General features: G+C 44.2%; 21 protein-coding genes. 8 read left to right on the top strand and 13 right to left on the bottom strand.

Going from position 1 to position 26273, the window contains the following annotated elements:
• Positions 1–141: 141 nt before the first annotated feature.
• From BAE46_RS06970 to BAE46_RS15210, 7 genes are all read right to left on the bottom strand, one after another.
• The gene (locus tag BAE46_RS06970; protein ID WP_070112122.1) at positions 142–510 is read right to left on the bottom strand and encodes a serine hydrolase; all 369 of its coding nucleotides are present in this window, start codon (positions 508–510) and stop codon (positions 142–144) included.
• A 415-nt stretch (positions 511–925) separates the two neighbouring features.
• Complete coding sequence (glmS, locus tag BAE46_RS06965; RefSeq protein ID WP_070112120.1) at positions 926–2764, bottom strand: glutamine--fructose-6-phosphate transaminase (isomerizing); 1839 nt, start codon at positions 2762–2764, stop codon at positions 926–928.
• 7 nt (positions 2765–2771) lie between these two features.
• Positions 2772–4148 carry a bifunctional UDP-N-acetylglucosamine diphosphorylase/glucosamine-1-phosphate N-acetyltransferase GlmU gene (gene glmU, locus BAE46_RS06960; RefSeq protein ID WP_006005494.1) on the bottom strand — a complete coding sequence of 459 codons (1377 nt, stop codon included), beginning with the start codon at positions 4146–4148 and terminating at the stop codon, positions 2772–2774.
• A gap of 126 nt (positions 4149–4274) precedes the next feature.
• Complete coding sequence (locus BAE46_RS06955; protein WP_083256822.1) at positions 4275–5162, bottom strand: DMT family transporter; 888 nt, start codon at positions 5160–5162, stop codon at positions 4275–4277.
• Between the two features lie 66 nt (positions 5163–5228).
• Entirely contained in the window at positions 5229–5774 is a 546-nt protein-coding gene (locus tag BAE46_RS06950; protein WP_006005499.1) for a methylated-DNA--[protein]-cysteine S-methyltransferase, read from the bottom strand.
• Positions 5775–5820: 46 nt separating this feature from the next.
• Positions 5821–6720, bottom strand: coding sequence for an AlkA N-terminal domain-containing protein (locus BAE46_RS06945; protein ID WP_070112116.1), 900 nt, complete (start codon positions 6718–6720; stop codon positions 5821–5823).
• Positions 6721–6728: 8 nt separating this feature from the next.
• Positions 6729–6833 (bottom strand): Ada metal-binding domain-containing protein, encoded by a 105-nt coding sequence (locus BAE46_RS15210; RefSeq protein WP_141567259.1) that lies wholly within the window; start codon positions 6831–6833, stop codon positions 6729–6731.
• 124 nt (positions 6834–6957) lie between these two features.
• Here BAE46_RS15210 and BAE46_RS06940 point away from each other — a divergent pair, with 124 nt between their 5' ends.
• A complete protein-coding gene (locus BAE46_RS06940; RefSeq protein ID WP_083256821.1) occupies positions 6958–8157 on the top strand; it encodes a serine hydrolase domain-containing protein in 1200 nt (399 codons plus the stop codon).
• Between the two features lie 31 nt (positions 8158–8188).
• On the opposite strand, the gene speA is transcribed toward BAE46_RS06940, so the two are convergent.
• Positions 8189–10150 (bottom strand): biosynthetic arginine decarboxylase, encoded by a 1962-nt coding sequence (speA, locus tag BAE46_RS06935; RefSeq protein WP_006005505.1) that lies wholly within the window; start codon positions 10148–10150, stop codon positions 8189–8191.
• Between the two features lie 250 nt (positions 10151–10400).
• On the opposite strand from speA, the gene BAE46_RS15100 reads away from it, so the two are divergent.
• From BAE46_RS15100 to mnmH, 3 genes are all read left to right on the top strand, one after another.
• Complete coding sequence (locus BAE46_RS15100; RefSeq protein WP_006005506.1) at positions 10401–10523, top strand: hypothetical protein; 123 nt, start codon at positions 10401–10403, stop codon at positions 10521–10523.
• 104 nt (positions 10524–10627) lie between these two features.
• Complete coding sequence (gene selD / locus BAE46_RS06930; protein ID WP_006005508.1) at positions 10628–11680, top strand: selenide, water dikinase SelD; 1053 nt, start codon at positions 10628–10630, stop codon at positions 11678–11680.
• Entirely contained in the window at positions 11677–12804 is a 1128-nt protein-coding gene (gene mnmH, locus BAE46_RS06925; protein ID WP_083256820.1) for a tRNA 2-selenouridine(34) synthase MnmH, read from the top strand. Before selD ends, mnmH begins: the two co-directional genes overlap by 4 nt.
• 27 nt (positions 12805–12831) lie before the next feature.
• On the opposite strand, the gene BAE46_RS14775 is transcribed toward mnmH, so the two are convergent.
• Complete coding sequence (locus BAE46_RS14775; protein ID WP_006005512.1) at positions 12832–13005, bottom strand: hypothetical protein; 174 nt, start codon at positions 13003–13005, stop codon at positions 12832–12834.
• A gap of 253 nt (positions 13006–13258) precedes the next feature.
• Positions 13259–14857: an isocitrate lyase gene (locus BAE46_RS06920; protein ID WP_006005514.1), complete on the bottom strand. Its 1599-nt coding sequence runs from the start codon at positions 14855–14857 to the stop codon at positions 13259–13261.
• Between the two features lie 295 nt (positions 14858–15152).
• Between BAE46_RS06920 and BAE46_RS06915 the strand changes: the two genes are divergently transcribed.
• From BAE46_RS06915 to BAE46_RS06900, 4 genes are all read left to right on the top strand, one after another.
• Positions 15153–16685 (top strand): DUF3612 domain-containing protein, encoded by a 1533-nt coding sequence (locus BAE46_RS06915; protein WP_070112114.1) that lies wholly within the window; start codon positions 15153–15155, stop codon positions 16683–16685.
• A 303-nt stretch (positions 16686–16988) separates the two neighbouring features.
• A complete protein-coding gene (locus tag BAE46_RS06910) occupies positions 16989–17573 on the top strand; it encodes a hypothetical protein (RefSeq protein ID WP_006005521.1) in 585 nt (194 codons plus the stop codon).
• 49 nt (positions 17574–17622) lie between these two features.
• Entirely contained in the window at positions 17623–18063 is a 441-nt protein-coding gene (locus BAE46_RS06905; RefSeq protein WP_006005523.1) for an OsmC family protein, read from the top strand.
• A 270-nt stretch (positions 18064–18333) separates the two neighbouring features.
• Positions 18334–20907, top strand: a complete 2574-nt coding sequence (locus BAE46_RS06900; protein ID WP_070112112.1) for a TonB-dependent receptor plug domain-containing protein — start codon at positions 18334–18336, stop codon at positions 20905–20907.
• Between the two features lie 94 nt (positions 20908–21001).
• On the opposite strand, the gene BAE46_RS06895 is transcribed toward BAE46_RS06900, so the two are convergent.
• The 3 genes from BAE46_RS06895 to BAE46_RS06885 form a co-directional block, all read right to left on the bottom strand.
• Positions 21002–21250 carry a GlsB/YeaQ/YmgE family stress response membrane protein gene (locus tag BAE46_RS06895; RefSeq protein ID WP_006005527.1) on the bottom strand — a complete coding sequence of 83 codons (249 nt, stop codon included), beginning with the start codon at positions 21248–21250 and terminating at the stop codon, positions 21002–21004.
• Positions 21251–21434: 184 nt separating this feature from the next.
• Positions 21435–24602, bottom strand: a complete 3168-nt coding sequence (locus BAE46_RS06890) for a TonB-dependent receptor (protein WP_006005528.1) — start codon at positions 24600–24602, stop codon at positions 21435–21437.
• A gap of 511 nt (positions 24603–25113) precedes the next feature.
• Entirely contained in the window at positions 25114–26130 is a 1017-nt protein-coding gene (locus tag BAE46_RS06885) for an energy transducer TonB (RefSeq protein ID WP_070112110.1), read from the bottom strand.
• Positions 26131–26273: the final 143 nt, after the last annotated feature.

The raw sequence follows: 26273 nt of genomic DNA, 5'->3' as shown, positions 1-26273 counted from the left end.
CTGCACGTTATATGACGAAGGAACTGGATGTAAACGCAGTCATCAAGATCATATTAATAATGATAATGAGAATTTAACTCAACGATACGCTGAAATGCTTCGGTTTAGGTGCATAGTGATGCTTGCAAATCGAGCTTGCTCTCATCTACTGATTTTAAAGCAGCCAAATCTACAAATATTTTTGAAGTTAGAGCCTATACGAAAAATAGTATCGGCAGTTGCAGAGACTTTTCCTTCGAGTTTTGCTAACCCTAAACCATTGGTAAAGGAATTTCCTTGTGAATCGATAATGGCGTAGCTCATACCGGTAATGCCATTGGTTTTAAGAATACGGTTGAGCGTTTTATCTAAATCTCCAATCGCTTTAGCAGACTTTTTTTGATTCGTTACGCTTTGACCAGTTTGCGCTGGTTCATTCTGCGATGCATGATTGAACTCATTTTGCTGAACATAAGAAAAATTAGCGGCAAATAGACTGAGGACAAATAAGAAAATACGAATGGATTTCATAAGGACAATTAAAACGAATTATCAATAACTTGGATGACTTATGTTAGCCTAATCACCTTCATTTTCATTTTCATTTTCATTTTCATTTTCAAAATGATTTTTACCTAAATATAGTATGATCCTCTAATGACCGCTATAGCTTGTGTATTTGCCCTTTTAGCTAAAAACCAGAGGAACGGTTTAGTTGCAAAAATGAGTTCAATTTAAGAAAGCCTCAATGACGGTAATTGGCACTTTTGCGACGGTCATAACTTAAAAATTAACGGCAGGTTTGGCCTCTTTCTCTGCTGAAATCTTCACCCAAAAGTAAATTTAGATTATAAAAGTTAACAACTATATTGGTTTAGTAACTACTTTATTGTCTACGTAACAACTTTATTGTTCACCCACACTAGCATTTTTGGTATTTTTAAATCTACTCCACTGTCACCGACTTCGCTAAATTCCTAGGCTGATCCACATCAGTCCCCTTAATCAACGCCACATAATACGACAACAACTGCAACGGAATGGTATACACAATAGGCGCCACCGACTCCATACAGTGAGGTACTTGCACCACGCGCATAGTGTCATCGCTCTCGAAATGCGCCTCTTTATCAGCAAACACATACATAATACCGCCACGCGCACGCACTTCTTCCACGTTCGACTTAAGCTTCTCTAACAGTTCATTGTTAGGCGCAACCACTATCACCGGCATATCGGCGTCTATCAACGCCAACGGGCCATGCTTCAACTCACCCGAGGCATAGGCTTCAGCATGAATATACGAAATTTCTTTAAGCTTAAGTGCGCCTTCCATCGCGATGGGGTATTGGTCCCCTCGGCCTAAAAACAGGCTGTGTTGCTTGTCTGAAAACTCTTCTGCTAGGTTTTCAATCTCACCTGCCAGTGCTAGGGTTTCCTCTAACTTAGCGGGTAAACTCACAAGCGCTTTTACGATATTTGCCGAAACTGTCGGGTCCATATTCTTATGTTTGCCAATACTCAGCACCAACATAAGCAAAGCTGCTAACTGCGTGGTAAAGGCCTTGGTAGAGGCAACGCCAATTTCAGCGCCTGCTCGGGTTAAAAAGCTCAAAGCCGATTCTCTAACAAGCGACGACCCGTCTACGTTACAAATGCTCAAGCTCGACATGTAGCCTATTTCTTTAGCTAGTTTAAGCGCGGCGAGCGTGTCGGCGGTTTCGCCCGACTGTGAAATAGTAATTAACAAGCTGTTGGCTGGTACGTAAGAGCGTCTGTATCTAAATTCGGAGGCAATTTCAACATCGCACTGCACGTTTGCATACTGTTCTAGCCAATATTTAGCGGTAACGCCTGCGTGGTAACTGGTGCCGCAGGCGATAATTTTCACATAGCTAGTTTGCTTGAAAATCTCATCTGCACCTTCACCAAATATCCCAGGCGCTATGCCTTCGCTGCTTACTCTGCCATTTAAGGCATTGCGCAATACAAGCGGCTGCTCATGAATTTCTTTTAGCATGTAGTGGCGATAACCACCTTTATCGCCGGCGTCGTGCTCTACGGTGCTGTCTACAACATCACGCTCTACAATATCGCCGTTACCGTCTATAATTTTAACGCTGGTGCGAGTAATTTCAGCCACGTCGCCTTCTTCTAAAAAGATGAATCGGCGCGTTACTGGCAGCAAAGCCATTTGGTCTGACGCTAAGAAGTTTTCGCCAATGCCTAAACCGATAACAAGGGGGCTGCCTGAGCGCGCTACGACTAGTTTTTCTGGCGTAGTTTGGTCCATTACCACAGCGCCATAAGCACCTTTGAATGATTTAACCGCCGCTTGCACCGCGCTTAACAAATCGTCAGTGCTTTGCATATGTAAGGCAACGCTGTGGGCAATGGTTTCAGTGTCGGTGTCTGAGGTGAAGGTAAAACCTTTTTGAGTGAGCATGTCGCGCAAGCTTTTATGGTTTTCAATAATACCGTTGTGAACTACCGCAAAGCGTTCTTCACTTGAATGTGGGTGGGCGTTTGCTTCGGTTACGCCGCCGTGTGTGGCCCAGCGGGTATGTGCAATCCCAGTGGTACCTAAACCGTTGGTCTCGTTAATGGCGTTGGCAAGCGCTATTACCTTGCCTGTGCGGCGCACCACCGACAGTTTGTTGTGGTTGTTTGTATCTACTAAGGCAACACCGGCTGAATCATAGCCACGGTACTCAAGGCGCTTTAAGCCTTCCAATAAAATTTGTACAACGTTGCGCTCGGCAACTGCTCCGACTATTCCACACATGGTATTGTTATTCCTTAGTTTGTTTAGTCGGCTTTTGCCAACCTGAAATATTCTTTTGCTTGCTGCGTGCAATGGCTAGCTGATCGTTCTCAACTGCTTTTGTAATGGTACTGCCTGCGCCTATTGTTGCACCCGCGCTAATAATCACGGGGGCAACAAGTGATGAATTTGAGCCAATAAATGCGCCGTCGCCTATTTTGGTAATAAATTTGTTTATACCGTCATAGTTACAGGTAATGGTGCCCGCGCCTATATTCGCGTTTTGGCCTATAATGGCATCACCAATATAGCTTAGGTGATTTACTTTTGAGCCTTTGCCAATAACCGCCTTTTTGATTTCCACAAAATTGCCTACTTTAGCGCCTTGGTGCAGATCTGCGCCGGGACGCAAGCGCGCATAGGGGCCAACATTACAATCGTTGGCAACGGTAGCATTTTCAAGCAGTGAATACGCTTCTATATGGGTATTATCGCCTACATGACAGTTTTTCAATATGCAGTTGGCACCAATGCGCACGTTGTTACCAATAGTCACTTCACCCTCAAAAATAGCGTTTATGTCAATAAATACGTCTTCACCTACACTAAGCTTGCCGCGTATATCAATTCTACTCGGATCGGCTAAAGACACGCCCTGCATCATTAAGTTGTTTGCTTCGCGTAATTGATAAGCGCGCTCAAGCGAGGCTAATTGAGCGCGATTATTCACGCCCTCAACTTCTCGATCCCACTGTGGGTGCGCAGCTGTTATACGCCTGCCCTCTTTGGCCGCCATTGCAATTACGTCGGTAAGGTAGTATTCGTTTTGTGCGTTGTCGCTAGACAAGTTGCCCAACCAGCGTTTTAAATCGTGGCCTTGCATAATCATCATGCCGGTATTTACTTCTTTAATCAGGCGCTGTTCATCACTAGCGTCTTTATGCTCGATTATGGCGGTAATATTATTGTGGTTGGAAGGGTCGCGCACTATGCGGCCCATGCCGGTTGGGTCGTCTAAATTAACGGTTAACAGCGCTAAGTCAGCTTCTTTTTTGACGTCTACTAAATTGCGTAAAGTCGTGGTGGAAATAAGCGGGGCGTCGCCCACTACAATTAACACATCGTCATTATCGTTAACGTTATTTATGGCCTGCATTACAGCGTGCCCAGTGCCGAGCTGCTGGGCTTGCAAACACCAGTTAACCTTATGCTTCGCCAGCGCGCTTTTTAGCAAATCGCCGCCGTGGCCGTAGACAAGATTAATGTTGCTACAGCCTAACGCGTATACATTGTCGATAATGTGCTCAACCATGGGTTTGTGCGCAACTTTATGCAAAACCTTCGGCAGGCTAGACTTCATTCTAGTCCCTTTCCCTGCGGCTAAAATGATAACTGACAGTGCCATTATTTGTCCTTGAAGATATAAATTGCAAAGTGTACAAAAACCGAAGGTAATTGTCAGAATTATTTACACTTTATTAAAATTGTTAATCCCCTATAAACTTGTATAGGATCCTTAAAAGTCAAGGCCTTACTTGTGTATTACAATGCTTGGTTTGCGCTTGAAACGAGAAAAAATATTAGTGGCCAACATAACGCCAATTATCACTAAAGCGCCACCGGCTAGTTCTTTAATCGTTAAGCTTTCATTTAATATAATATAACCCCAAAGCACCCCAAATAAAGGCACTAAGTACCCCACAGTAAGCGCACGCGAAGGGCCAATTTTAGCAATAAGGTCAAAATAAAGTACGTAAGCAAAGCCTGTGCATACAAATGACAATAATAATGCACTGGTAAGTGCTCGTGAGCTTGGCATCGTCTCTGGCAAATTCATTAAAGCAAATGGTGCCAGTACCAAAGCCGCAAAGAACTGACTGCCGCCAGCAATTGCAAAGGGCTTCACATGGCTCATACTGTGTTTTAGGTAGCTGGCCACAATGCCATAGCAAAGAGTAGCTAGCAATATTGCTAGCACCGGCCACACGCTGGCGTTTGCATTTGTGGCCTGCGCATAACTAATGAGCACTACGCCGGCAAAGCCCATTAGTACGCCAACAAGACCTACCCAGCCTATGGTTTCTTTTAAAAACAAATACGCCACTAGCATGCCAAACATGGGCGCGGTGCCGTTTAAAATTGCGGCTAAACCTGCTTCAATATGCAACAAGCTATAGTTGAACAAACAAAATGGAATGGCGGTGTTAAGTAGGCCAACCACCAATAGCTGCGGCCAATACTTGAATAAATCTTGCTGCTGTCCTTTCAAAAAAACAAAGGGAATGAGCAGTATAGTCGCGCCAATAGCACGCACTTCTACTAGCGCAAAAATACCAAATTCGGGCGCAGCCCATTTTATGAGCATAAACGAGGAGCCCCAAATAGCGCCTAGCAGCAAAAGCTCTAGGAAATCTTGCATTCTCAATAGTGTGTCTCTGTGTTAATTTTTGATGATATAAACGTTCTTAGAAAAACGTTGTTTTGTTTAGCGTTCTACTGAAAGCAAAAAGGATTTTCGGGGCAAGCCACCTGCATAACCGGTTAAACTGCCGTTAGCCCCTATAATGCGGTGGCATGGTATCACAATTGCAATGGGATTTTTGCCATTTGCAGCGCCCACTGCACGGCAGGCTTTAGGATTGTTGATCGCGGTGGCGATTTGAGAATAACTGGCGTTCTGGCCATGCGCTATTTTAAGCAACTGCTGCCAAACCGATTGCTGAAACCCGGTGCCTTTAGGCGCAAGTGGCAAGTTAAACTGTTTTAAATTACCCATTAAATATGCCAGCATTTGCCTTTTGGCAAGCTCGCTTATAGGGTTTAGTTTTTCTGAAATACTGGTATCTGCGAACCCAATACGGGTAATGGCGTTAGCGTTAGCGTGCATTTGAATATAACCCTGTGGCGTATGAATTTGGCTAACATATTCACCAACATCTACTGCTTCGTTTTGCAACGGCCAAGGTGCGTTGTTAATATTACTTGATTGAATATTACTTAACTGCTTAAATTGGGTTTGTTTATCGGCCAAGATATTTACTCCCTTTATTATTTTTTTACGCCAAATACTAATGCGATTACCCCGCTAAACGCCATAAATTCAGCGTTAAGTAGCTGCGCCACGGCGCAGCTAGCTCGGCATTTATGGCACGGCCCTGTTCGCGGCGCTTAGCGAGTTGTTGTTTAATCACCAGGTCTGTATCTAACCAGATATCACTTTCACCAATCGCGCGCAGCAACACATAATTTACCGTCCAAGGCCCAATGCCTTTAATATTGATAAGCCCAGCAGTGTTAGTAAGCTCAGCAGTGTTAGTAAGCCCAGCAGTATCACTAGGTTCATCATTTTCAAGCGCCGCCAAAGGCTCACAATGCTGATAAAATTTTCCTAGTGAAATGAGGGACTGGCGCCTTGCCGCCGGCATCTTTAAAAAAAGTAAGTCATTACTAGCCACTTCATCAGGCGTGGGGAAACGAAAGACAAGGTCATAAACCCCGTTTTGCTCAGCAAAAAACGCATGCAGCTGGTTCACTTTATTCACCGCCGCCGTCACCGACACCTGCTGACCCAAAATAGCCCTGCACCCTGCTTCAAACCCACTCGCAACGCCAGGAATACGAAGCCCGCTGACTATTTCATTTTCGGGTAAGCCTGCATTACGCAGTCCCGTTTCTATTAGCTGCGGATTAATATCTAAATCGAGCATTCGTCTTATGGTATTAGTAATGCTTAAGGTGTGGCGAGAATGCGCTGCATTAAAGGTTAAATAAAATCCGTTTTGCTTGGCCGCATGAGTAATGTCGACTTTTATCGGCACGTACTCATTAGACCCATCACCGCGCTTATCTGCCACTGACAAAATTTTGCTTAAGCCATTTTCGTGCACTTGCTCATTGCCATGTATTTGGCGTTTGGCCAGAAAATCGCGCAGCTGTGGCCAGTTGTACGGTGGCCTATACGTCAATAATATACTCACATTTTCACTTAAACTGCCTGCCTGTTAGTGGTTTTCACTAAAATGAAAAATAAACCGTCGAATCGGGGATCGCGCGCTAGTCGAGCTTGTTCACATATTTGTGTTGTTAACATGTTTGCCTAATAAATGGTAAGCTTTCGTAAATAGTACCCGAACACAAAATAAAAACACCTTGTTTTCGGAACTTATAATCAATCTGCCAGCCCTATTCTAGCTTCTGTTATTACGAGTTGTATTATGACGCCATACATTATAAAAAGTATTCAAGGTTTATCAAGACAGCAAGCTTGGTCTTTGCTGTTAGCATTTACCTTGCTTTTAGTAGTGTTTAGGCCATCAGCTCAAGTAAACGAAAACGACTGGATAGATGACTACGTTAATTCGGTTGCTGTGCAGGCCAAAAAAGTCAACATACCCGGATTTGCGGTCGTTATAGTCAAAAAGGGACAGCCTGCGCAGTTCAAATACTATGGTTTAACTGAGCACGGTGGCACTGCCATTAATAGAGACACGAAGTTCAGACTAGCGTCGGTCTCAAAAACCTTCACCGCAACCCTCGTTGCTAAACAAAACAGTGAAAAAACCCTCGATTGGCAGTCACCCTTAGCAACACTGACGCCGGAGTATACGTTTGACAATTTTAACGACAAACCTATATTGCTGCGCCATATTATAGGCCAGTCGACTGGCTTTATGCCTAACGCTTACGACAATTTAATAGAGGCAAACTACAATCGCCCGCGAGTACTGCGAGAAATGGGTAAATTAGACAGTATTTGTAAGCCAGGCTTTTGCTACACCTATCAAAATGCCCTCTTTGGCGTGTTGGAAGAGTACTATAAAACGCAGAACTCTTCCTTTTCACAAGAACTGTCCAAAGATCTTTTTACCCCGCTTAAAATGAAGTCTTCGGTGGGCCGCACTGCGCTTGAAAATTCTGGCAACTGGGCTAAACCCCATGCAGCAGTGTCTAGAAGCAAGTGGCGAAAAGTAGCGGTAAAAGAGGACTATTATCGCTTCTCACCTGCCGCAGGGGTAAACGCCAGTATTAGCGATATGGAAATTTGGCTACGCGCCATGCTCTTAGAATACCCAGAGGTGGTGAATGCCACCATGGTTGAGCAAATGACACTACCACGCGTGGAAACTAAAAACGAGCTAGGCAGACGCGAGTGGCGAAAGCACCTTATAACGGCTCATTATGGTTTAGGCTGGCGCGTGTACAATTTTAAAGGCATCGACGTAAATTATCACGGCGGCTGGGTGCAAGGATACAGGGCCGATGTCGCGTTTTCACCCACGCTTGAAACCGGCATTGCCATTTTAATGAATGCCGAAAGCAACCTCATCAACACCATAAGCGCAAAGTTTTGGGAGCAAGCTGTTATTCATAAAGATGATGAAAAAAACAAGACCGCGCAAGTTATTAGTCATTAACAAAAAATGTATTAGGTATAAATATTCGCCATTACTTTTCAGTTCTTAGGTAAGTATAACCGCCTAAGCATTCTTCGTAAAAGTCAGTCCATTTCACGCCTTCGCGTGGCTTGATTTTACCTAGGGCTACCTCTTTATCTATGGTCTTTTTCACGTCAAGTGCCATGGCGCTTGGGTGATACTGCATTATCGATAAGACTTGCTCAACGGTAGTCCCTTTAATCACTTCTTCAATATAAAACTTCTCTGGATCGTCTTCAAGGCTAAATACGTGTACCTCATTTAAGCGCCCAAACAGATTATGCATGTCGCCCATTACGTCTTGATATGCGCCGGTCAAAAATATGCCTAAATAACACTTTTCATCTGTTTTTAGTTCAGGTAGTGGCAATACTTTACCTAAGACGTGATCAACTACAAAGCGGTCTATTTTACCGTCACTGTCGCAGGTAATATCTACCAAGGAGCAGTTTTTTACGGGCGCTTTATGCAGGTTTGTGAGCGGCGCAACGGGTAATAGTTGGCCAATAGCCCAGCTGTCTACCGCTGACTGAAACACAGAAAAGTTACACAAATATTGCGACGACAATGCATAGTCAAGATCTTGCATTTCTTCTGGTACGAAGTCAGCTTGCTGATAGTAAGCATGCACGAAACGTAATATTTGCCAATAAAGTGTTTCAATTTTGCCTAGCTCTTCCATGCCTATTACACGTAAACTGAAGGCCTGAGAGGCCTGTTCTTTCCACCGAGAGGCGTCGTTAAATACCTCTTGATAATTATCGTTCTCAGATAAAGACTCGTGCAAATAGCGCATGTTCTTTAGTAAAACATGTTCATTTTCGGTGGCAACTGTATCAAGGTCGACGCCTTCGGGTTTAATTTCACCCACCACCTCAGTAATAACACAGCTATGATGAGCGGTGATTGCGCGCCCGCTTTCAGACACGATATTCGGGTGAGGCACGCCTTCTAGGTCGCACATTTCTCGCAGACCGTAAACTACGTCAGCCACATACTCGCGCAGGCTATAATTGCGCGATGAATCGTTGGTAGACTGGCTGCCGTCGTAATCGATGCCTAAACCGCCGCCTACATCCACATATTCTAACTTAAAGCCTAGCTTGTGCAGTTCGGCGTAAATGCGCGCGCTTTCATTCACCGCGTCTTTAATCGCGCGTATGTCGGGAAGCTGGCTGCCAATATGAAAATGTAAAAGCTTAAGCGTATGCCCCATCCCTTGCGATTCTAAATAACGCGCGCCTTTGATTAACTCAGAAATAGTTAAACCAAATTTAGCTCTATCGCCGCTTGAACCCACCCAGCGACCCTGACCTTTACTGCGCATTTTACTGCGCAGACCTATAATAGGCTCTATATCTAGCTCTTTACTAATTTTAACAAGCATGGCTAGCTCACTGAACTTTTCAATTACCACCACCACTTTTCGGCCCAGTTTGCGCCCTAATAGCGCTAACTTTATAAATTCTTCGTCTTTATAACCATTTAATATCGTTAATGAGTTGGCATTTGTATTGTACGCCAGTACCGCGAGCAGTTCTGGTTTTGAACCAGCCTCTAACCCAAAGTCATATGGCGCACCGGCATCTACAATCTCCTCTACCACTTCGCGCATTTGGTTTACTTTTATCGGGTAAACGCCGTTATATCTGCCGGTGTAGTTAGCTTCTTTTATAACGTCGTTAAACGCTTCGTTTAGGCTCACAACCTGAGAACGCAATACGTCATGAAACCGCACCACCACCGGGAATTGAACATTTTCGTCGTTAATTTCTTTAAGTACCGAGGCAAAGTCTATTTTTGTGTCGCTTTTATTTTGATCGGGTACCACATGTATGTTGCCGTTCTCGCCAATTTTAAAATAGCCGCCGCCCCAGCTTGACACGCCATAGGTGCGCTCGGCATCAGCAATAGACCAGTTTTGGGCAGAACCAAGTAAGGGCGCGTTTTGTTCAGTATACTTTTTTTGCATTAATGAATTGACCTATTGAGATGGCAAGAATGAAAGACTTTACAGATGTAATATGAATAAGGTGTATGTTACGATTATATCTATCAATTAGTCTAAACGAAATGATAATTTAGTGCTTTTGTACCGTAAATTAAACGCCAAATGTAAAATTACGTAAATAATATACCTTACGCCAATTGTAATGGTCTTATAGCGTGATGTAAGACCTAACAGCAACCGTGTTTTTAAGCGCATAAGTCTTAACGCTAAAATGAATAAAGCAGTTTACACGCAAAACGGCACGGGCGAATTCTATAGCCTTACCGCTTCAGCAGTCAAAATTTTCAAAGATGAAAGTATTTTATGGGTAAATGAGCTTAACCCTACTCCTTGAGGATAAACCTAAAGATTTGTTTACAGTGCTCTTTTACGCATTAACTATGATTTAAGCGCGCAAAACAAGTACTCTATGCACTTGTTCCTTAAAGTCAGTAGTGCATGTCAGATAAAATACGTTTAACACAATTTAGTCACGGCGCAGGCTGCGGCTGTAAAATTGCCCCAAACCTACTCGAACAGTTTCTAAAGACAGATTTTGTGCCCACGCCCGATCCTAAGTTACTCGTAGGCAACAGCACAAAAGACGACGCGGCAGTGTATGACTTAGGCGATGGCAGTGGCATTATTAGCACCACCGACTTTTTTATGCCCATTGTTGATGATGCTTTCGAATTTGGTAAAGTGGCAGCCACTAACGCTATTAGCGATGTATATGCCATGGGCGGCACACCCATTATGGCTATTGCGATACTCGGCTGGCCGACTAAAAGCCTTGGACCCGACATTGCTCAGCGCGTCATAGACGGCGCCAGGCACACCTGCCAAGAAGCGGGCATACAGCTAGCAGGTGGTCATTCAATTGATTCACCCGAGCCCATATTTGGCCTAGCCGTTACCGGTCGCGTAAAATTAGCGCATATGAAAAGAAACTGTTCTGCCAAAGCTGGTGACCACCTTTTCTTAACTAAACCACTGGGCGTAGGTATTCTCACCACGGCTGAAAAACAAGGCAAGCTCAAAGCCATGCACAGCCGCTTGGCGGTTAACAGCATGATGCAGCTAAATACCATTGGCGAGAAGCTTGGCAGCCTCAATGGCGTAAACGCAATGACCGACGTGACAGGTTTTGGCTTACTTGGTCACTTATTAGAAATATGTCAAGGCAGCCGCCTTAAAGCCACCGTTAATAGCCGCGCAGTACCAATATTAGATAGCGCTATATATGACTATATAAAGCAAGGCTGTGTGTCAGGCGGCAGCCAGCGTAACTGGGACAGCATACACCAGCACATATCACAAATAGATGCCATTACGCAGGCGCTGCTATGCGACCCACAAACCAGCGGTGGACTACTTGTGGCTATCGCGCCAAAAGCGCTAGGCGAAGCTAAAAACTTACTGACACAAGCCGGTTGTTATTATGAAGCGATTGGCTATTTACAAGAAATAAGCGTAAACGACCCACATCCGTTAATTGAGGTAATGATTTGAATAAAACGGATTTAGTAACAAGTACTGCATATAAAACACTTTTGCTACAACAGACTCCCATGATCGACCTGCGAGCGCCGGTCGAATTTGCAAAAGGCGCCCTACCGTTTTCGGTTAATTTGCCGTTCATAAATGATGAGGAACGCCGGCTTATCGGTATTTGTTATAAAAAGCACGGACAGCAGGCAGCCATTGAACTTGGCCACCAGCTAGTAAATGGCGACGCTAAGCATGCAAGAGTGAAGGCATGGCAGCAGTTTTTAAGCCAGCATCCAAATGCAATAATGTACTGCGCTCGCGGTGGTTTGCGTTCGCAGCTTAGCCAACAGTGGCTAAAGGAAAGTGGGCTTGATTGCGCGCGCGTAGACGGCGGTTTTAAATCTCTGCGTACATATTTACTGGATTATTTAGAAAAGGCCTGTACGCAACAGCGCTTCACAGTTTTGTCGGGCATGACCGGCACAGGTAAAACCGACATTCTCAAAATGCTGCCAAACAGCCTCGATCTTGAAGGTCATGCCAACCACAAAGGCTCAAGCTTTGGGCGGCCTTTAAACCAGCAGCCTATGCAAATAAATTTTGAACACTCACTTATTCTATCGCTGCTAAATATGCGTGAAAACAATCCGGGACAGCGCATAATATTAGAAGATGAAAGCCGCAACATTGGCGGCATTCACTTGCCAGAAACGCTTAATATGACCATGGCCGTCAGCGATATAATTGTGCTTGAAGTGCCGTTGGAGCAACGCATCGATAAGCTCTTGCAAGAATATGTTGTACAGCGCTATGCAGACACCCTTGCGCATCACAAATGTATAAATCCTGAAAACTACCAACAGCGCGCTGAACAGGCATTTTCAGACTATTTAACAGATAGCTTGCAAAGACTAAACAAACGCCTCGGCAGTCAGCGCAGCAAAGAAATAATGGCGCTGATGAAGGCGGCCATTAAACATCAGCATGCAGACGCTTTTAGCAGCCACCAGCACTGGTTGCACGCAATCACTGTTGACTACTACGACCCTATGTACCTTTATCAACTAAAAAAGCGCAAAGACCGAATTGTGTTCAAAGGTAACTACAGCGCCATAGTTCATTGGTTACAGCAGCACTATGAATAGCGCAGTTGGTAGAACTAATAAAACCAATTAGTCTTGTTTATCTTTAATGCGAACATACACTACCACGCTGAAAAGCAATACCGCCACCGGTATTAGTGCAAGTAGAGGACGAGACATCGCTAAATCGCCTGCCAAAAAAACGATATAAGCAATTGCCACAAATGCGGCCACTGTGGCAACTAATTTAAGAGCTTTTTGCATGAATGATACCTTCCGTTTAATTATTTATGTAAATGTTTACGTTCGCCAATGCTGTATGGCTCAAACATTTATTGCATCAACGTGATTAAAGCATTGCATGAACTGTATGCACCTTAAATATTTCTAGCCATAAAAAAGGCAAGCATGTTAATGCTTGCCTTTTTAGTTACCGCTGCCATTTTACATGAAGTGAAAAGCAGCATAGAGAAAATGATATCTGTGACTAACTCACCATCATATTAGCTAATCGCTACTATGAAAACTGGTTCATAGTATTGTCTTCACCCGACGCTTTAAGCGCTTGGGTGCCCGAGAAGTATTCTTTATGATCATCGCCAATGTTCGACCCTGACATGTCTTGATGCTTCACGCAGGCTAGTCCTTGCCTAATTTCGCGGCGCTGCACACCCTGCACGTAGGCTAGCATACCTTGCTCACCAAAATAATCCTTGGCTAGGTTGTCGGTAGATAAGGCTGCGGTATGGTAAGTGGGCAAAGTAATCAAATGATGGAATATGCCCGCCTGCTGCGCGGCGTCTTTTTGGAAGCTCCGAATTTGCTCATCCGCGACTATAGCAAGCTCTGAACTATCGTAACTTTCGTTCATTAACTGCTCACGCTGATAGGCACCCACGTCGCGGCCTTGATCTGCCCACTGGTCAAATACTTGCTGGCGGAAATTAAGCGTCCAGTTAAACGAAGGGCTGTTGTTGTAAACCAGTTTGGCATTAGGCACCACTTCACGAATACGGTTCACCATACCGGCAATTTGGCCTATATGGGGTTTTTCAGTTTCAATCCACAGCAAATCAGCACCGTTTTGCAATGAGGTTATACAGTCTAAAACGCAGCGATCTTCGCCCGTGTTAGCTTTGAATTTAACGAGTCCGTTAGCTAAACGAGTGGGCCTAATAATTTTATCGCCCTGCTTAATAATTAAGTCGCCGCTTTGTAGGTCGCTCAACGAAGTCACCTCTTCGCCGTCTATGTAAGCGTTGTACTGCTGCGCTAAATCACCAGGGGCCTGCGACACTGGTATTTTCTGAGTAAGGCCTGCGCCCAATGAATCGGTGCGCGCAACAATTACGCCGTCTTCCACCCCAAGCTCTAAAAACGCATAGCGTACAGCGTTTATTTTGGCTAAGAAATCTTCATGAGGAACGGTTACTTTACCGTCTTGATGGCCACACTGCTTAGCGTCAGACACTTGATTTTCAATCTGAATGCAGCACGCACCTGCTTCAATCATTTTCTTAGCCAGTAAGTAGGTGGCTTCTTCGTTACCAAAGCCGGCGTCTATATCGGCAATAATTGGCACAACATGGGTTTCAAAGTTTTCAATTTGTTTTTCAACGCTGCGTGTTTTTACGTCATCGCCGGCACTACGAGCGGCATCTAAATCTTTGAAAAGATGGTTTAGCTCACGCGCATCGGCCTGCTTTAAAAACGTATATAGCTCCTCTATTAGTGCGGGAACAGAAGTTTTTTCATGCATAGACTGGTCGGGCAGAGGACCAAACTCAGATCGCATCGCCGCGACCATCCAGCCAGACAGGTACAGGTAGCGACCTTTGGTTGTGCTAAAATGTTTTTTGATTGAAATCATTTTTTGCTGGCCGATAAACCCGTGCCAGCAGCCAAGAGACTGCGTGTATTTGCTGCTGTCTTGATCGTAGCCGTCCATATCACTGCGCATAATGTTTGCAGTATAGTTAGCAATGTCCAAACCTGTCTTAAAACGATTCTGCAGGCGCATGCGCGCTACATTCTCAGGGTTAATCGCATTCCATAGCCCATCACGTTTCTTGATTATGCTGCTTACCTCATTGGTTTGTTCATTGTACGTTTTCATTATACTTCCTTTTCATTATAAAATTATTGGCCTTAGTATCTCTGCCGCTTTACGCGCAGTGTGTAACGATTCAGCCAATCGTGTGTTTACTAGCAGTTGAATACCTTATTAACAATTAATTATTTTGCCGCTGCTAACCTTCGCTTTTCTTGTTTAATAATATAGTGTAAATTGATTAAAAATTTCACAATTAAAATTTTACAATGTAAATTTTACAAAAGTGTTAAACGGTAAACGGCATGATTAGTATGAAAATATCGGTGCTAACGTGACTTTATGAAACAAGGACACACCCATGAGAATTAGTAAAAGCTTAAGTCGAAAATCACATTTACTTGGCACTAAAATTCGTAATTTACGAAAGCGTAATAACCTGACCATGGAAGATTTATCGGCTCGTTGCATAAGAGTGAGTGCCCAGCTAGCGCCGTCCGTCAGCTATTTATCTATGATTGAGCGCGGCAAACGTGTGCCTAGTTACGACATGCTAGAGGTAATTGCGAATGTGTTTCAAAAAGAGGTAGATTGGTTTTTAGATGACGTGCCTGAAGAGCAGTCTATTACCCCTGACAAGGGCAACCGAGGCGGCATAAGCGGCATGGCTTTAGAGCCAAGCTTTCTTTTTTCCAACGAAATTTTACAAATTGCCATACCCGAAATGCTGTCGCAAACCGGCGTAAGCGGTCGTCAATTCGCTCACTTGTTAATTCGTGCTCACCAAGAACACCACCAAAACCATTTTCCAGACTTAGAGCGTGCTGCCGAAGAGGTGGGCCTGAAACGAATGCCCTTGAGTGTAGAAGACCTGTTTGATATTGCTAAAAACCTAGGCCTGCACATTAAATGGTTTGACAGCATGCCTAAGTCGGCCAAAGACGAGCTTGGGGTGAGTTCACGAAGTGTCGTTACTTCGTTTTACGATCCGCCTAGCTCCATTAATTTAAATACTCTATTAAAAAAATTCCCCACTCGCTTAAAATATGATTTAGCGGTGCATATTGGTCATAGCGTGCTGCACAATCGCGATGGGCTGAAAAGCGTGTTAGTCACTGGCAACACGGTGGATCAATCTAGCAGCGCATTGTTTGATGCAACTCCACAGTCGTCTACCGTAAACGCACAAGACATTTTGCATGCGTGGCGCGATTTCGAGTCTAGCTTTTTTGCAGGCGCGTTGTTATGCCCCAAAGTGCCTTTTAGGCAATTACTTGACCGTCACGGCTATGAAGTTAGCGTGCACGAGCAACTAGGTGTATCGGCCTCGGTGGCAATGCGCCGAATGACAGCAGTTTCACCCTACGCGCACTGGCATTATTTTGATGCTTACGCACCGGGAAAATTAAAAGCCGTTTACCGAGGCAACGGCATTCCCCTGCCCTGGGGCAATATGCGCTTAGTCGAAGATCCATGCCAGCACTGGGCGGTTTTTAGAATGATAAACGTACCCACCACCGGCACTTCAGCACAAATTTCTATTCTAAATGTAGAAGACAAGCCAAGAATATACTGCTGTGAGTCAACCAGCGTAAAAGACTTAGCCGACAACAACCACGTGTTGTGCACCGGCATAGATTTGAACCCCGCAATAGAAGCACAAGGCGGTGACGCTAATCAGATGGCTGAAGACTTGAAGAAAGCGTGTGCCGAAAACGAAGGGCAAAGTGCTATACCCGCCTCTATTAAGAATAAGCTGTCGAGTGTGTCGCGTATATTGAATATTAATTGGATAGAACGTGGCATAGCAGCTGACGCTCGGCTTATTTGTTCGCGCGGGGCGCATTGTCCGCGCGTCCCAAGTTGCTATGCTAGCAGCAAAGAATGTTCATAGTTTAGCTTAATCTCTTTTTGCTACCGCTGCCTGCATGGCCGGCGGCGAAGCATTCCTTCAAATTTTAGATTCTATTCTTGGCTGTAGAAGCCTTATTTCCTGATGATAGTGTCTTTGCAAACTATTGATGCCTGAAAATATTACAATTTAATAGAAAGAATTTCACTCATTGTAAGCAGTTCTTTATTAAGGGCGCGTGATCGTGTTTGTAACTACATGTTTAAAATCGAAAATATGAAATTTAAAATATAAGCGCCAATTGGCACCCTATCTGCACTAATTCATGGTGCTAATGGAGGCATTATGTCTAATATTAATTTCAACACCTATCTCGTCGTGAAAAACGTTCAAGCCGCTACGAATGTAATCAATATATTGCGCGAGACTAGAGTCAGCGAAGATTGCATTGGCGTGGTCAGTAAAGACAGCGAAATAGCACTGGCAGATCTCCCTGAATTGGATACTAGCGGTAAATCTAAACTACCCGAAGCGCTAACCCGAGGGGCTCTCATAGGCTCGGGATTGTGTCTAATTGTTGGTGTGCTGCTTACTGCATTTCCTGTCGCTGGCGTAACGCTAGGCGGCGCTGCAATTGCCAGTATGGCGGCAGGCGGCGCCGTTTTTGGCGCATGGTCAGCTTCTATGGTGGCTATTAGTGCGGCAATTGCCAGTATGGCGGCAGGCGGCGCCGTTTTTTGCGCATGGTCAGCTTCAATGGTGGGTACTAGTAAAAGCAGTTCCTTAGTGGCAGAGTTTGACGATGCTTTAAACAACGAAGACACACTAATATTTTGCTATTTACGATCTGAGCAAGTAAAGCAAGTGAATGAAAAAATTAACGCAGCACATATCGGCGGAATATTAAAAAAGGGGGCAACTTCTGATTAGTGCACAAATTATGAATGACGCAAATGACTAAGACACCAAAGGAGAGAATATGACAACCAAGAATTCAGCAAACGCAAGCTATGAAGGACTAGGTAAAAAAGGCAAAGGACATGTGTCGACAGAGTCTGGTGCTTTAGACAAACAGCCTTACGGTTTCAACACGCGCTTTGAAGACGGCAACGGGACTAACCCAGAAGAACAAATTGCGGCAGCGCATGCTAGTTGCTTTACAATGGCGCTTTCATTTGCACTAGCCGATAAGGGCTATAATGATGGTAATTTACAGACAAAAGCAACGTTGAGTTTAGAGCAAGATGGCGATGGATTCACCATCACTAAGTCGCAGCTTGTATTACACGCAAAAGTAAGCGGTATTAACGAGACTGAGTTTACCAAGATTGCACAAGGCGCTAAAAAAAACTGCCCTATTTCAAAGGTACTCAAGTGCGAGATCACTCTTGAAATAGAGGGATTTTCTGCCGCAGGCTAATCTACTTAGCCAGAGGGTGATTCGCGCAAGTCACCCTCTTTAACTATCATCAAATTCAAGTAAATATTAACTTTAAGAATGCATTCGCCTATCTAATACCAAAACGTGTTTGACCTGCTGCCTCTTCTTCTCGTAATATAAACCTTGCTATAACATTGTTTTAGAACGTGTTAGCTAATAATTTAGTAGCTATTTTTTACAGAATACAGTTTACTCTACCGCCAGTATTAAGCAGCACACACAAACATTACATCAATAGGGAAAAAAATTATGTCTAAACAACGCAGGCACATTCATAAAAGACCGTTATTTCAATTATCTTTATGCGCTGGCTTCGTCGCAACTGTGGTAGCGAGTCAAAGTGCACTTGCTCAATCTGCGCCAGACAACGTCGTAACCAACGACACCGCGATTGAAAAAATAAGCGTTATCGGATCACGCCGTATAGGGCGAACGGTTGAAGACAGCTCAGTGCCTATTGATATTATCGATTCAGAGGCGCTATCTTCATCAGGACTTACCGAAACTAATATGGTACTTAGCACATTATTACCTAGCTTCAACTTTCCTCAGCCATCTATTACTGACGGGACAGACCACGTTAGACCCGCTCAGTTACGCGGCCTTGCACCCGATCACACATTAGTATTGATAAACGGAAAGCGTCGCCATACCAGCGCATTGCTTAACTTGAACGGTTCAGCAGGTCGCGGCTCCTCTGCGGTCGATTTAAACGCTATCCCCGTTAACGCTATTAAGCGCATTGAAGTATTGCGCGACGGCGCTGCCGCACAATACGGTTCAGACGCCATTGCTGGGGTTATCAATATTGTCCTAAAAGACGCTGACAACGGCGGCTCCATGTCAGTTACTTATGGTGCGAACGCAACCACCATGGACGGCGTGCCAAGGTTAACGGGCGTATCACAAGGCGCTGACGGTAAACTAGCCTTTACCGAAGGCTCTGATCGCAAGATCACCGATGGTCAAACTACCACCGTACGCGGAAACATCGGTTTAAGTATAGCCGATAACGGCTTTTTAAACGTGTCAGGCGAATATAGACAGCGCAACGCAACTAATCGCTCAGACTATGATCAGCGCGAAAACTACGCACGCTTAGACGACGCTAGCTTAGATCCTCGCGAACTGACCGTTAATCGCTACAATCACAACTTTGGTAACGGCGACGTTACCGATCTTGCCATATTTTATAACGCAGGCAGCAGCATAAATGCGAATATGGACTGGTATTCTTTTGGTTCATATAGCTCACGCACGGGCGAAGGCAGCGGTTTTTATCGCCGGGCGCAAGACGCTAGAAACGTGACAGAAATTTATCCAGACGGTTTCTTACCCACCATCACCTCAAAAATTGCTGACTATTCTTTCGCGTTTGGTGTAAAAGGCATATACGATGAATGGGACTACGATTTATCTGCAGTGTACGGAAGTGACGACTTCAACTTCGGTGTAATCAACAGCTTAAATACGTCCTTAGGTCCAACGAGTCCAACTGAGTTTGATGCGGGCACACTCATATATGAACAGTTTGTATTTAATGCAGACGCCAGCAGGCTTTACCGCGTTGACTTCTTTGCCAGCGATATGAACCTTGCCATTGGCGCAGAGTATCGTCGTGAAGACTACGCTATTGAAGCAGGCGATTCAGCCTCTTTTGCCCAAGGCCCATTTGGACCTCGCGGTGCAGCGCCTGGTGTAAGTAATAGTTTAGGCGCCGCCGGTTCGCAAGTATTCCCCGGTTTTACAACTGCATCTGCTAGCAATAACTCGCGTGAAAACTTCAGTGCTTACATCGATTTAGAAGCTGACGTGACTGAAATGTGGAACGTAGCTGTTGCCGCTCGTTTTGAAGACTATTCTGATTTTGGCTCAACCTTCAACTGGAAAGTGTCTAACCGCCTGATGTTAACAGACGCATTTTCACTGCGTGGTTCAATCTCTACCGGCTTTAGAGCACCTTCACTACAGCAGCAGTTCTTTACCTCAATTGCGACCGTGTTTGTGGATGGAGAACCGACTGAAACAGGCACATTCTCACCCTCGTCAAAGGTAGCCCTTGCGCTAGGTAGCCCAGGTTTAGATGCGGAAGAATCCACCAATATGAGTGTAGGCTTTAGTTTTGCGCCTTCATCAAATTTCAACTTAACCGTAGACTTCTATGAAATAGACATTGATGACCGCATTGTATTGTCAAGCAACCTGTCGGGAGCAGCGGTTGAAGAGTTGTTAGCAGGCACAGGCGCTAACCGCGGCCGTTTCTTTTTAAATGCTATTGACTCCACCACCAAAGGCTTTGACATAGTCTCGAGTTATAATCTTGAACTAGACAACAACAGTGTAATGTTTAGTGTGGGCTACAACCAAAACGATAATGAAGTGACTAGCGTTATCGATCCACCGGCCTTACTCCAGGGCGCTGGCGTGGATCAAAACAACCTCTTTGATGGCAACGAACTGCGCCGCTTTGAAGTTGGCTCACCCGACGAAAAGCTTAACTTAAGCGCGATATGGACATCACCCTATGCCACCACCACCTTAAGAACAACACGCTATGGTGAGACGCAAGATCCGTCTGACAACCCGTTGCGAAACGAAGTACTGCCGGGTAAGTGGATAACCGACTTAGATGTTAATTACCCTATCACCGAGCAGCTAAGCGTATCGTTAGGCGCCAACAACATACTTGATGTGTATCCCGATACAACACGCGAACTGGTAGATGATGTTACTACCTTCTCGCGCTTGTTCTCGTACTCTGGCTTTTCGCCTTTTGGTTTTAACGGCCGCTATGTGTATGGACAGATACGCTATACGTTCTAATATGCGCTAGTAGTTAATGTAAACAAGAAATGGGCCCTACTGGCCCATTTTTTATGTCTATCTCAATGTAGTATATCGACCAAACAAAGCACTACTATTTTTTGATTTGGCGATAGATAAATAGCACAAGTAAGGCGCCAACAACAGCAGTTACCATGCTGCCTAAACTAAAAGTACCAATGCTGCCTAGTCCAAAAAATGCGCCTATCCAACCGCCAACAAAGGCGCCGACAATGCCCAGTACGGTGGTCATAATAAAACCACCGCCGTCTTTGCCGGGCATAATCACTTTAGCAATGATGCCCGCAATTAAGCCAAATATTATCCATGATAAAATACCCATAGTGTTTCCTTTTTATTCTTGTGAACTCACCTAAATCTTTTCAGTTTGCTACTTTAATGTCACGATAATGACGGGCAGCTTTGGGGTGCTGTAATATCCCTTTTCACCGCTGCACAGGGCCATAAAGGCTAAACTAAAAAAAACCCGGAAATTAATTCCGGGTTTTTATATCGTTAACTAAAGCTTAGAAGCGGTAGTTTACACCTACACGCACTTCCCATAGAGAAGGCGCTCTGGAAATAGACTGACCTGGCTTTTCAAAGTTTTTGTAGAAAAAGTTACCATTGCCATCTGTATCAACGTCAACAACTTCGTCGCCTACAAATGAGCCTTGACGAAAATCGCCCCAGTCATCGTTTAGCATATTCGTAAAGTTCTCGATAACAATAAATGCGCTAGCTTTATGACCTTCAATAAAACCAGGTAACTGCTGACTTACACGAATATCGGCTTTAACCCACCAGTCTGCATTTCGGCTGTTACGCTCAGTCGTTTGACCACGTGCAAAGCCCTCACCGTCAGCCCATGCAAAGAAAGCGGCTTCATCTGCTGCATCTAAGAATGAAACACCGTCAGAGCCATCACCTGTTGGAATGTAAAGCAGTTGACGACGATCCGGTGAATCAAATGCAAACGCTTCTTCGATACCGTCTTCACGACGAGGACGGTCTTTGTTGAACACATATGATATTGGCTTGCCATCGCTGGCTTGGCCGAACAGCGTAAAGCGCGTTTCGTACCCTGAAACAAACTCAGTTGCGTAACCTAGGCTAAGCGTTGCACGATGCGGTATCTCATAGTCAGACGTTGCAGCACCTGGGTTATTAGCCGCACTTGTGGCAAAGTTAGAATAGTTAGAAAATGCAACAGAACTTGTCATTGGGTTGGCATCTTCTGACTGGACGTATGAATAGCCTAAGGTTGCATCAATACCGATGTCCCAAGATTTAGCGACGCTCAATGAAAAGATAGACGATTTACCGTCACCTTGCGCTACGTTACCTAATACAAAATCGCTACCTACTCTTCTGCTAGGATCTACTAGCGCATAATCTGGACGACCGCCCAACGTAGTACCCGCACCCACAAGTGTCAGGTTTGGATCGCGATAAATCGCAGAGTCTTGCTTGTCAGTAAATATAATATCTGCTGATATAATATAGTCCATAGGCGCAATATACGTTAGGCCCAAGGTATACTTCCACTCTGACGGAATTTCAAAGTCAGGATCAGTTGCAACCGTATTTCCATCGCCATTTTCGGTGCTAGTGTTAGCCACTAAATCAACTAGTTCTTGCGGTGCATCAAAGATAGGACGACCTCCACCAGAAAGTGGTATATCAAGAATAGAAGTAGTACCACCATCCCATCCGTTTATGTCACGCTCACGCGTGCTGATGTTTGTTACGCCGTCATTTGAGTAAGCGTTCGAAATCCACACGTTAGGGTTACCACCTGAGAACAAGCCAACACCACCACGTACTTCTAATACATCACTTACCGCCCAGTTAAACGCAACACGCGGCTGTAGCAAACTTATACCGTCTACGTTGCCTTGGTTACTAAAACCATAACGCTGCGTAAAGTTATTGTTTAAGTTAGGTACATCACCCGACGAATACTCTTCATAGCGCAAACCAACTTTAACTTGGATGTCGTCTGTTATATAAAATTCATTTTGTAAGTACAATGACAAAATATCAAAGTTAAATGTAGCGCCCGCATCGGCTGGGTTATTAGTTCCCGCTGAGTTGTTATAGTAAATACTATTCGCTAATCCGGCTTCAAAATCATCAATACTATTAAATCGGTACTCACCAATGGTGTGCTGCATAAACAAGTTAAATACGTCTTGCTCTTCATATTCGACACCAGCGGTTATTTTATGGTCGCCAAAGTAGTAGGTACCCGCCAGTTTAAAATCAAACCTTTCCCAGTTTAGGTCATTTGACTGGCGCGAGTCATCTGGACCAATGAAGACTGTGCCTCCGCCTTCTGTTCTAATTTGCGCTTCACCAAATCCAGATGCAGCATCTATTGATACTTGACGGTTATCTAGGTTAGTTTGGCCTAAACGGAATTCAGTAGAAAAGTCGTCTGTCCAGTTTGAGTATACTGTTAAAACGGTTGAATCTAGTTCAGCGCCCTGCTCATAAAAATGGTTAGACAATGATACACGACCAAAGCCGCCGTCTGACTGGCTTAATGTAAAGCCGTCGTTGTATATGTAAACTAAAGCTGCACGGTGGTCATCATTGATGTTCCAGTCTAGCTTAAGCAAAATCTTTTCATCGTCAACCGGTGAGCTTGGGGGGGTACCGCCAACATCATAGCCGTATACTTCTTGTGCAATGCGCGAAACGTCGCTTATGTCTTGCTCGGTAACTCTGTCCCCGCCAAAGTTGTAGTCGAACAAACGAACGCCTTCTAAAGCTTCGTATGCTGCATATATAAACAACTTATCTTTAATAAGAGGTGCGCCTATGTTGAAACCATAGCGCTCTTCGGTATAGTTACCGTTATCACGTTTTTCGCCATCGGCGGTGTCGCCACGAAATGAATCGCTGGTGTAATCAAAAAACACGCCGCCGGTAATTTCATTGGTACCAGATTTTATAACCGCGTTAATGTTACAGGCTGTAAAACCACCGTACTCAACATCCATTGGCGCTAGTTCAACCGCGACTTCTTGTACCGCGTCAAACGAAAATGGAGTACGTATAGTCGGGTAGCCGTTACTGCTTAAGCCGAAGGTATCGTTCAAGCGAACACCGTCTAGCGTTAGGCTGTTAAAACGGGGGCTTGCGCCGCCACAACGGACTGAATCGTTGGCACTTTCGTCTACGAAGATACGCGGATCGGCACGCACAATATCGTTTATATCACGGTTTATCGCCGGTGCGTTTTGAATGTCATCTAAACTAAACACTGACTGCGGGCCAGTTGCGCCAAAAACAGACGTGCTTACCGCAGAAGATTTAACCGTAATAACTTCAATTGATGAAGCGTCTTCTAGCTGCAAATCTATATCAAAAGCTTCACCAATATTCAAAAACACGCCGTCGATGTTAGCGTCTTGAAACTGATCAGAATCAACGATTACTTGATAGGGTCCACCTACACGCAAGCCGCGCATGGTAAATGTACCGGTGTCACTAACCGTTGTTTGACGACTCGTACCAGAGGGTAAATGCACCACTGTTACCAAGGTCCCGGCAGCAGGAGCGCCGGAAGGAGTCGTTATTGATCCTTCCATAGCTGATGATGTTTCTTGCGCCATAGTGGCGGTTGAAAGACCAACAGACAAGGCAACTGCTATTGCGATTTTGCTTAAATTATTGTTTGTAAACATTGAAGTTTCCCTATGTGTGTTTTGAATAATGCTTAAATTCCCCAGGAGATTGTCCACGGTATCCTTTACAGTTTCATTACAGTTTTGTCTTTTTTATGTTTTTTGTGTTTTTGTGTTTTCTTATTTTATTTCGCAGCCATCGCTTAAACATATTAGCTCAAGATTTAAAATCAATAGCACGACAAAATGAGTATAGAGTAAGCTAGCTTTGGTTACAAAATACTTATGTGATTAAAGAACACCCTAAATGTGAATGCATAAGGAATATGGCTAACTGTAGAGGCTATGTTATTGACTCGGCTACGAATATTGATGTGACTCAAGAAATGATTGTTTTCACCAAAATGTTGAGTAATTATTATAAAAGATAAAATTACGCTGAAAAATAGTGAAAATTCCCTTAATTTATTTTAGAAGCGTTACTTTTTCTTATTCCAGCTTTGTAATTTATCTATCGTTGACTTTGAGCTTGTGTCGAACGTCTTTTACAAGCCATCACGCTACAATTTTTTTATATCGTGTAAAACAACTCAAAACTAGCGCCAAGTTTAGCCATTATAAACAAATCGCAGGTAGGACCATAAGCATCAGCAAACAATAGCAAGAGCTTGTTGACATCATCGCCGACTTTTCTAAAGTTTTGGCAGCGTAAATCATATGAATTTAACTCACCCCTTACGGTTTGGATGTTAATCTGCTGCGCCATAGAGATCACATGGTGATAAACACCTCCGTCTAAAATTTCTGCCTTTATCGTAATAATTTTCTTACCTGCAGACTTAAGTGCAATGCGCGTCAGTAATTCGTTTTGCACGTCTTGGCTTACCTCTACGCCTTCAAACTCGCTCATTGTGGCCACTAGTGTAAGTGCCTTGCCTAATTCGTTGTAAAATATATAGCTTTCAAACAAGCTGCTCATGCCTGCTGACACTGTTTTGGTCGCCAAGTAGTCTTTAAGTAAAGTAACCACGCGCATTTCACGAGTATAAAGATTGAACTGCTGCGTGTGAAAATAATACATCGACTTAAGCCAAGCGGTTCTGGCGTGCTCGAATAAATTACGGCTGCCGCGCATGTCTAAGGCTTCAATTTCTTGGGACGCCTGCTCGAAGTTTTTAGCATTTACTAATGTGAGTATTTTATCATATTTTATTTTGTAGTCTCTAGACACTGCGGTTCTATCTTTTCCGCCACGAGATTCAAGCAAACGAAAGAAAAGTTCAGTGTGACTTGCCACATTTGTGCCATCGCGTGTTGCCGGTTTGTATTGAAACGCATTTACGCGCCGAAAAGCGGCAGCGGTAATTATGTCATCGCCTGATGAATCAACTACTATAATATCTTCAACGCTACCTTTGTCGTTTATGACGTAATTTAGTAAGGCCCATCCTTCTTGACCATTGCGCGGATTATAATCAAAATCTTGCTCTGACCCTTGCCCAACTAACGTGGCAGAAACAAAGCTTTGAGCTTGTATTGACGCGCTGAGTATCAGTAAGAAAATAAATAATGATTTTAAAATTGGCATGCCGCATTCCTTGATAGCCAAATGGCACTGATAATAAGAGCTCGATATTACGAACAATGAGATTGAGTGTAAACCTTTTTTGTTGTGTAAAAAAACATGATTAGCCAATCGTATAATACGATTAAGGCAATCTATTTTACTCA

The organism is Glaciecola punicea (genome assembly GCF_001756615.1).
GTDB classification, from domain to species: domain Bacteria; phylum Pseudomonadota; class Gammaproteobacteria; order Enterobacterales; family Alteromonadaceae; genus Glaciecola; species Glaciecola punicea.
Note: the sequence above shows the minus strand (reverse complement) of the source record. Positions and strands in the feature narration are given on the sequence as shown.

Excerpts from the sequence above, each read along its gene's own strand:
- BAE46_RS06920 (WP_006005514.1), bottom strand. The coding sequence starts at position 14,857 with ATGAAAACGTACAATGAACAAACCAATGAGGTAAGCAGCATAATCAAG.
- BAE46_RS06915 (WP_070112114.1), top strand. The coding sequence starts at position 15,153 with ATGAGAATTAGTAAAAGCTTAAGTCGAAAATCACATTTACTTGGCACT.
- glmS (WP_070112120.1), bottom strand. The coding sequence starts at position 2,764 with ATGTGTGGAATAGTCGGAGCAGTTGCCGAGCGCAACGTTGTACAAATT.
- BAE46_RS06910 (WP_006005521.1), top strand. The coding sequence starts at position 16,989 with ATGTCTAATATTAATTTCAACACCTATCTCGTCGTGAAAAACGTTCAA.
- BAE46_RS15210 (WP_141567259.1), bottom strand. The coding sequence starts at position 6,833 with ATGTTAACAACACAAATATGTGAACAAGCTCGACTAGCGCGCGATCCC.
- selD (WP_006005508.1), top strand. The coding sequence starts at position 10,628 with ATGTCAGATAAAATACGTTTAACACAATTTAGTCACGGCGCAGGCTGC.
- glmU (WP_006005494.1), bottom strand. The coding sequence starts at position 4,148 with ATGGCACTGTCAGTTATCATTTTAGCCGCAGGGAAAGGGACTAGAATG.
- BAE46_RS14775 (WP_006005512.1), bottom strand. The coding sequence starts at position 13,005 with ATGCAAAAAGCTCTTAAATTAGTTGCCACAGTGGCCGCATTTGTGGCA.
- BAE46_RS06885 (WP_070112110.1), bottom strand. The coding sequence starts at position 26,130 with ATGCCAATTTTAAAATCATTATTTATTTTCTTACTGATACTCAGCGCG.
- BAE46_RS15100 (WP_006005506.1), top strand. The coding sequence starts at position 10,401 with ATGAATAAAGCAGTTTACACGCAAAACGGCACGGGCGAATTCTATAGC.
- BAE46_RS06905 (WP_006005523.1), top strand. The coding sequence starts at position 17,623 with ATGACAACCAAGAATTCAGCAAACGCAAGCTATGAAGGACTAGGTAAA.
- speA (WP_006005505.1), bottom strand. The coding sequence starts at position 10,150 with ATGCAAAAAAAGTATACTGAACAAAACGCGCCCTTACTTGGTTCTGCC.
- BAE46_RS06940 (WP_083256821.1), top strand. The coding sequence starts at position 6,958 with ATGACGCCATACATTATAAAAAGTATTCAAGGTTTATCAAGACAGCAA.
- BAE46_RS06955 (WP_083256822.1), bottom strand. The coding sequence starts at position 5,162 with ATGCAAGATTTCCTAGAGCTTTTGCTGCTAGGCGCTATTTGGGGCTCC.
- BAE46_RS06970 (WP_070112122.1), bottom strand. The coding sequence starts at position 510 with ATGAAATCCATTCGTATTTTCTTATTTGTCCTCAGTCTATTTGCCGCT.
- BAE46_RS06900 (WP_070112112.1), top strand. The coding sequence starts at position 18,334 with ATGTCTAAACAACGCAGGCACATTCATAAAAGACCGTTATTTCAATTA.
- BAE46_RS06890 (WP_006005528.1), bottom strand. The coding sequence starts at position 24,602 with ATGTTTACAAACAATAATTTAAGCAAAATCGCAATAGCAGTTGCCTTG.
- BAE46_RS06895 (WP_006005527.1), bottom strand. The coding sequence starts at position 21,250 with ATGGGTATTTTATCATGGATAATATTTGGCTTAATTGCGGGCATCATT.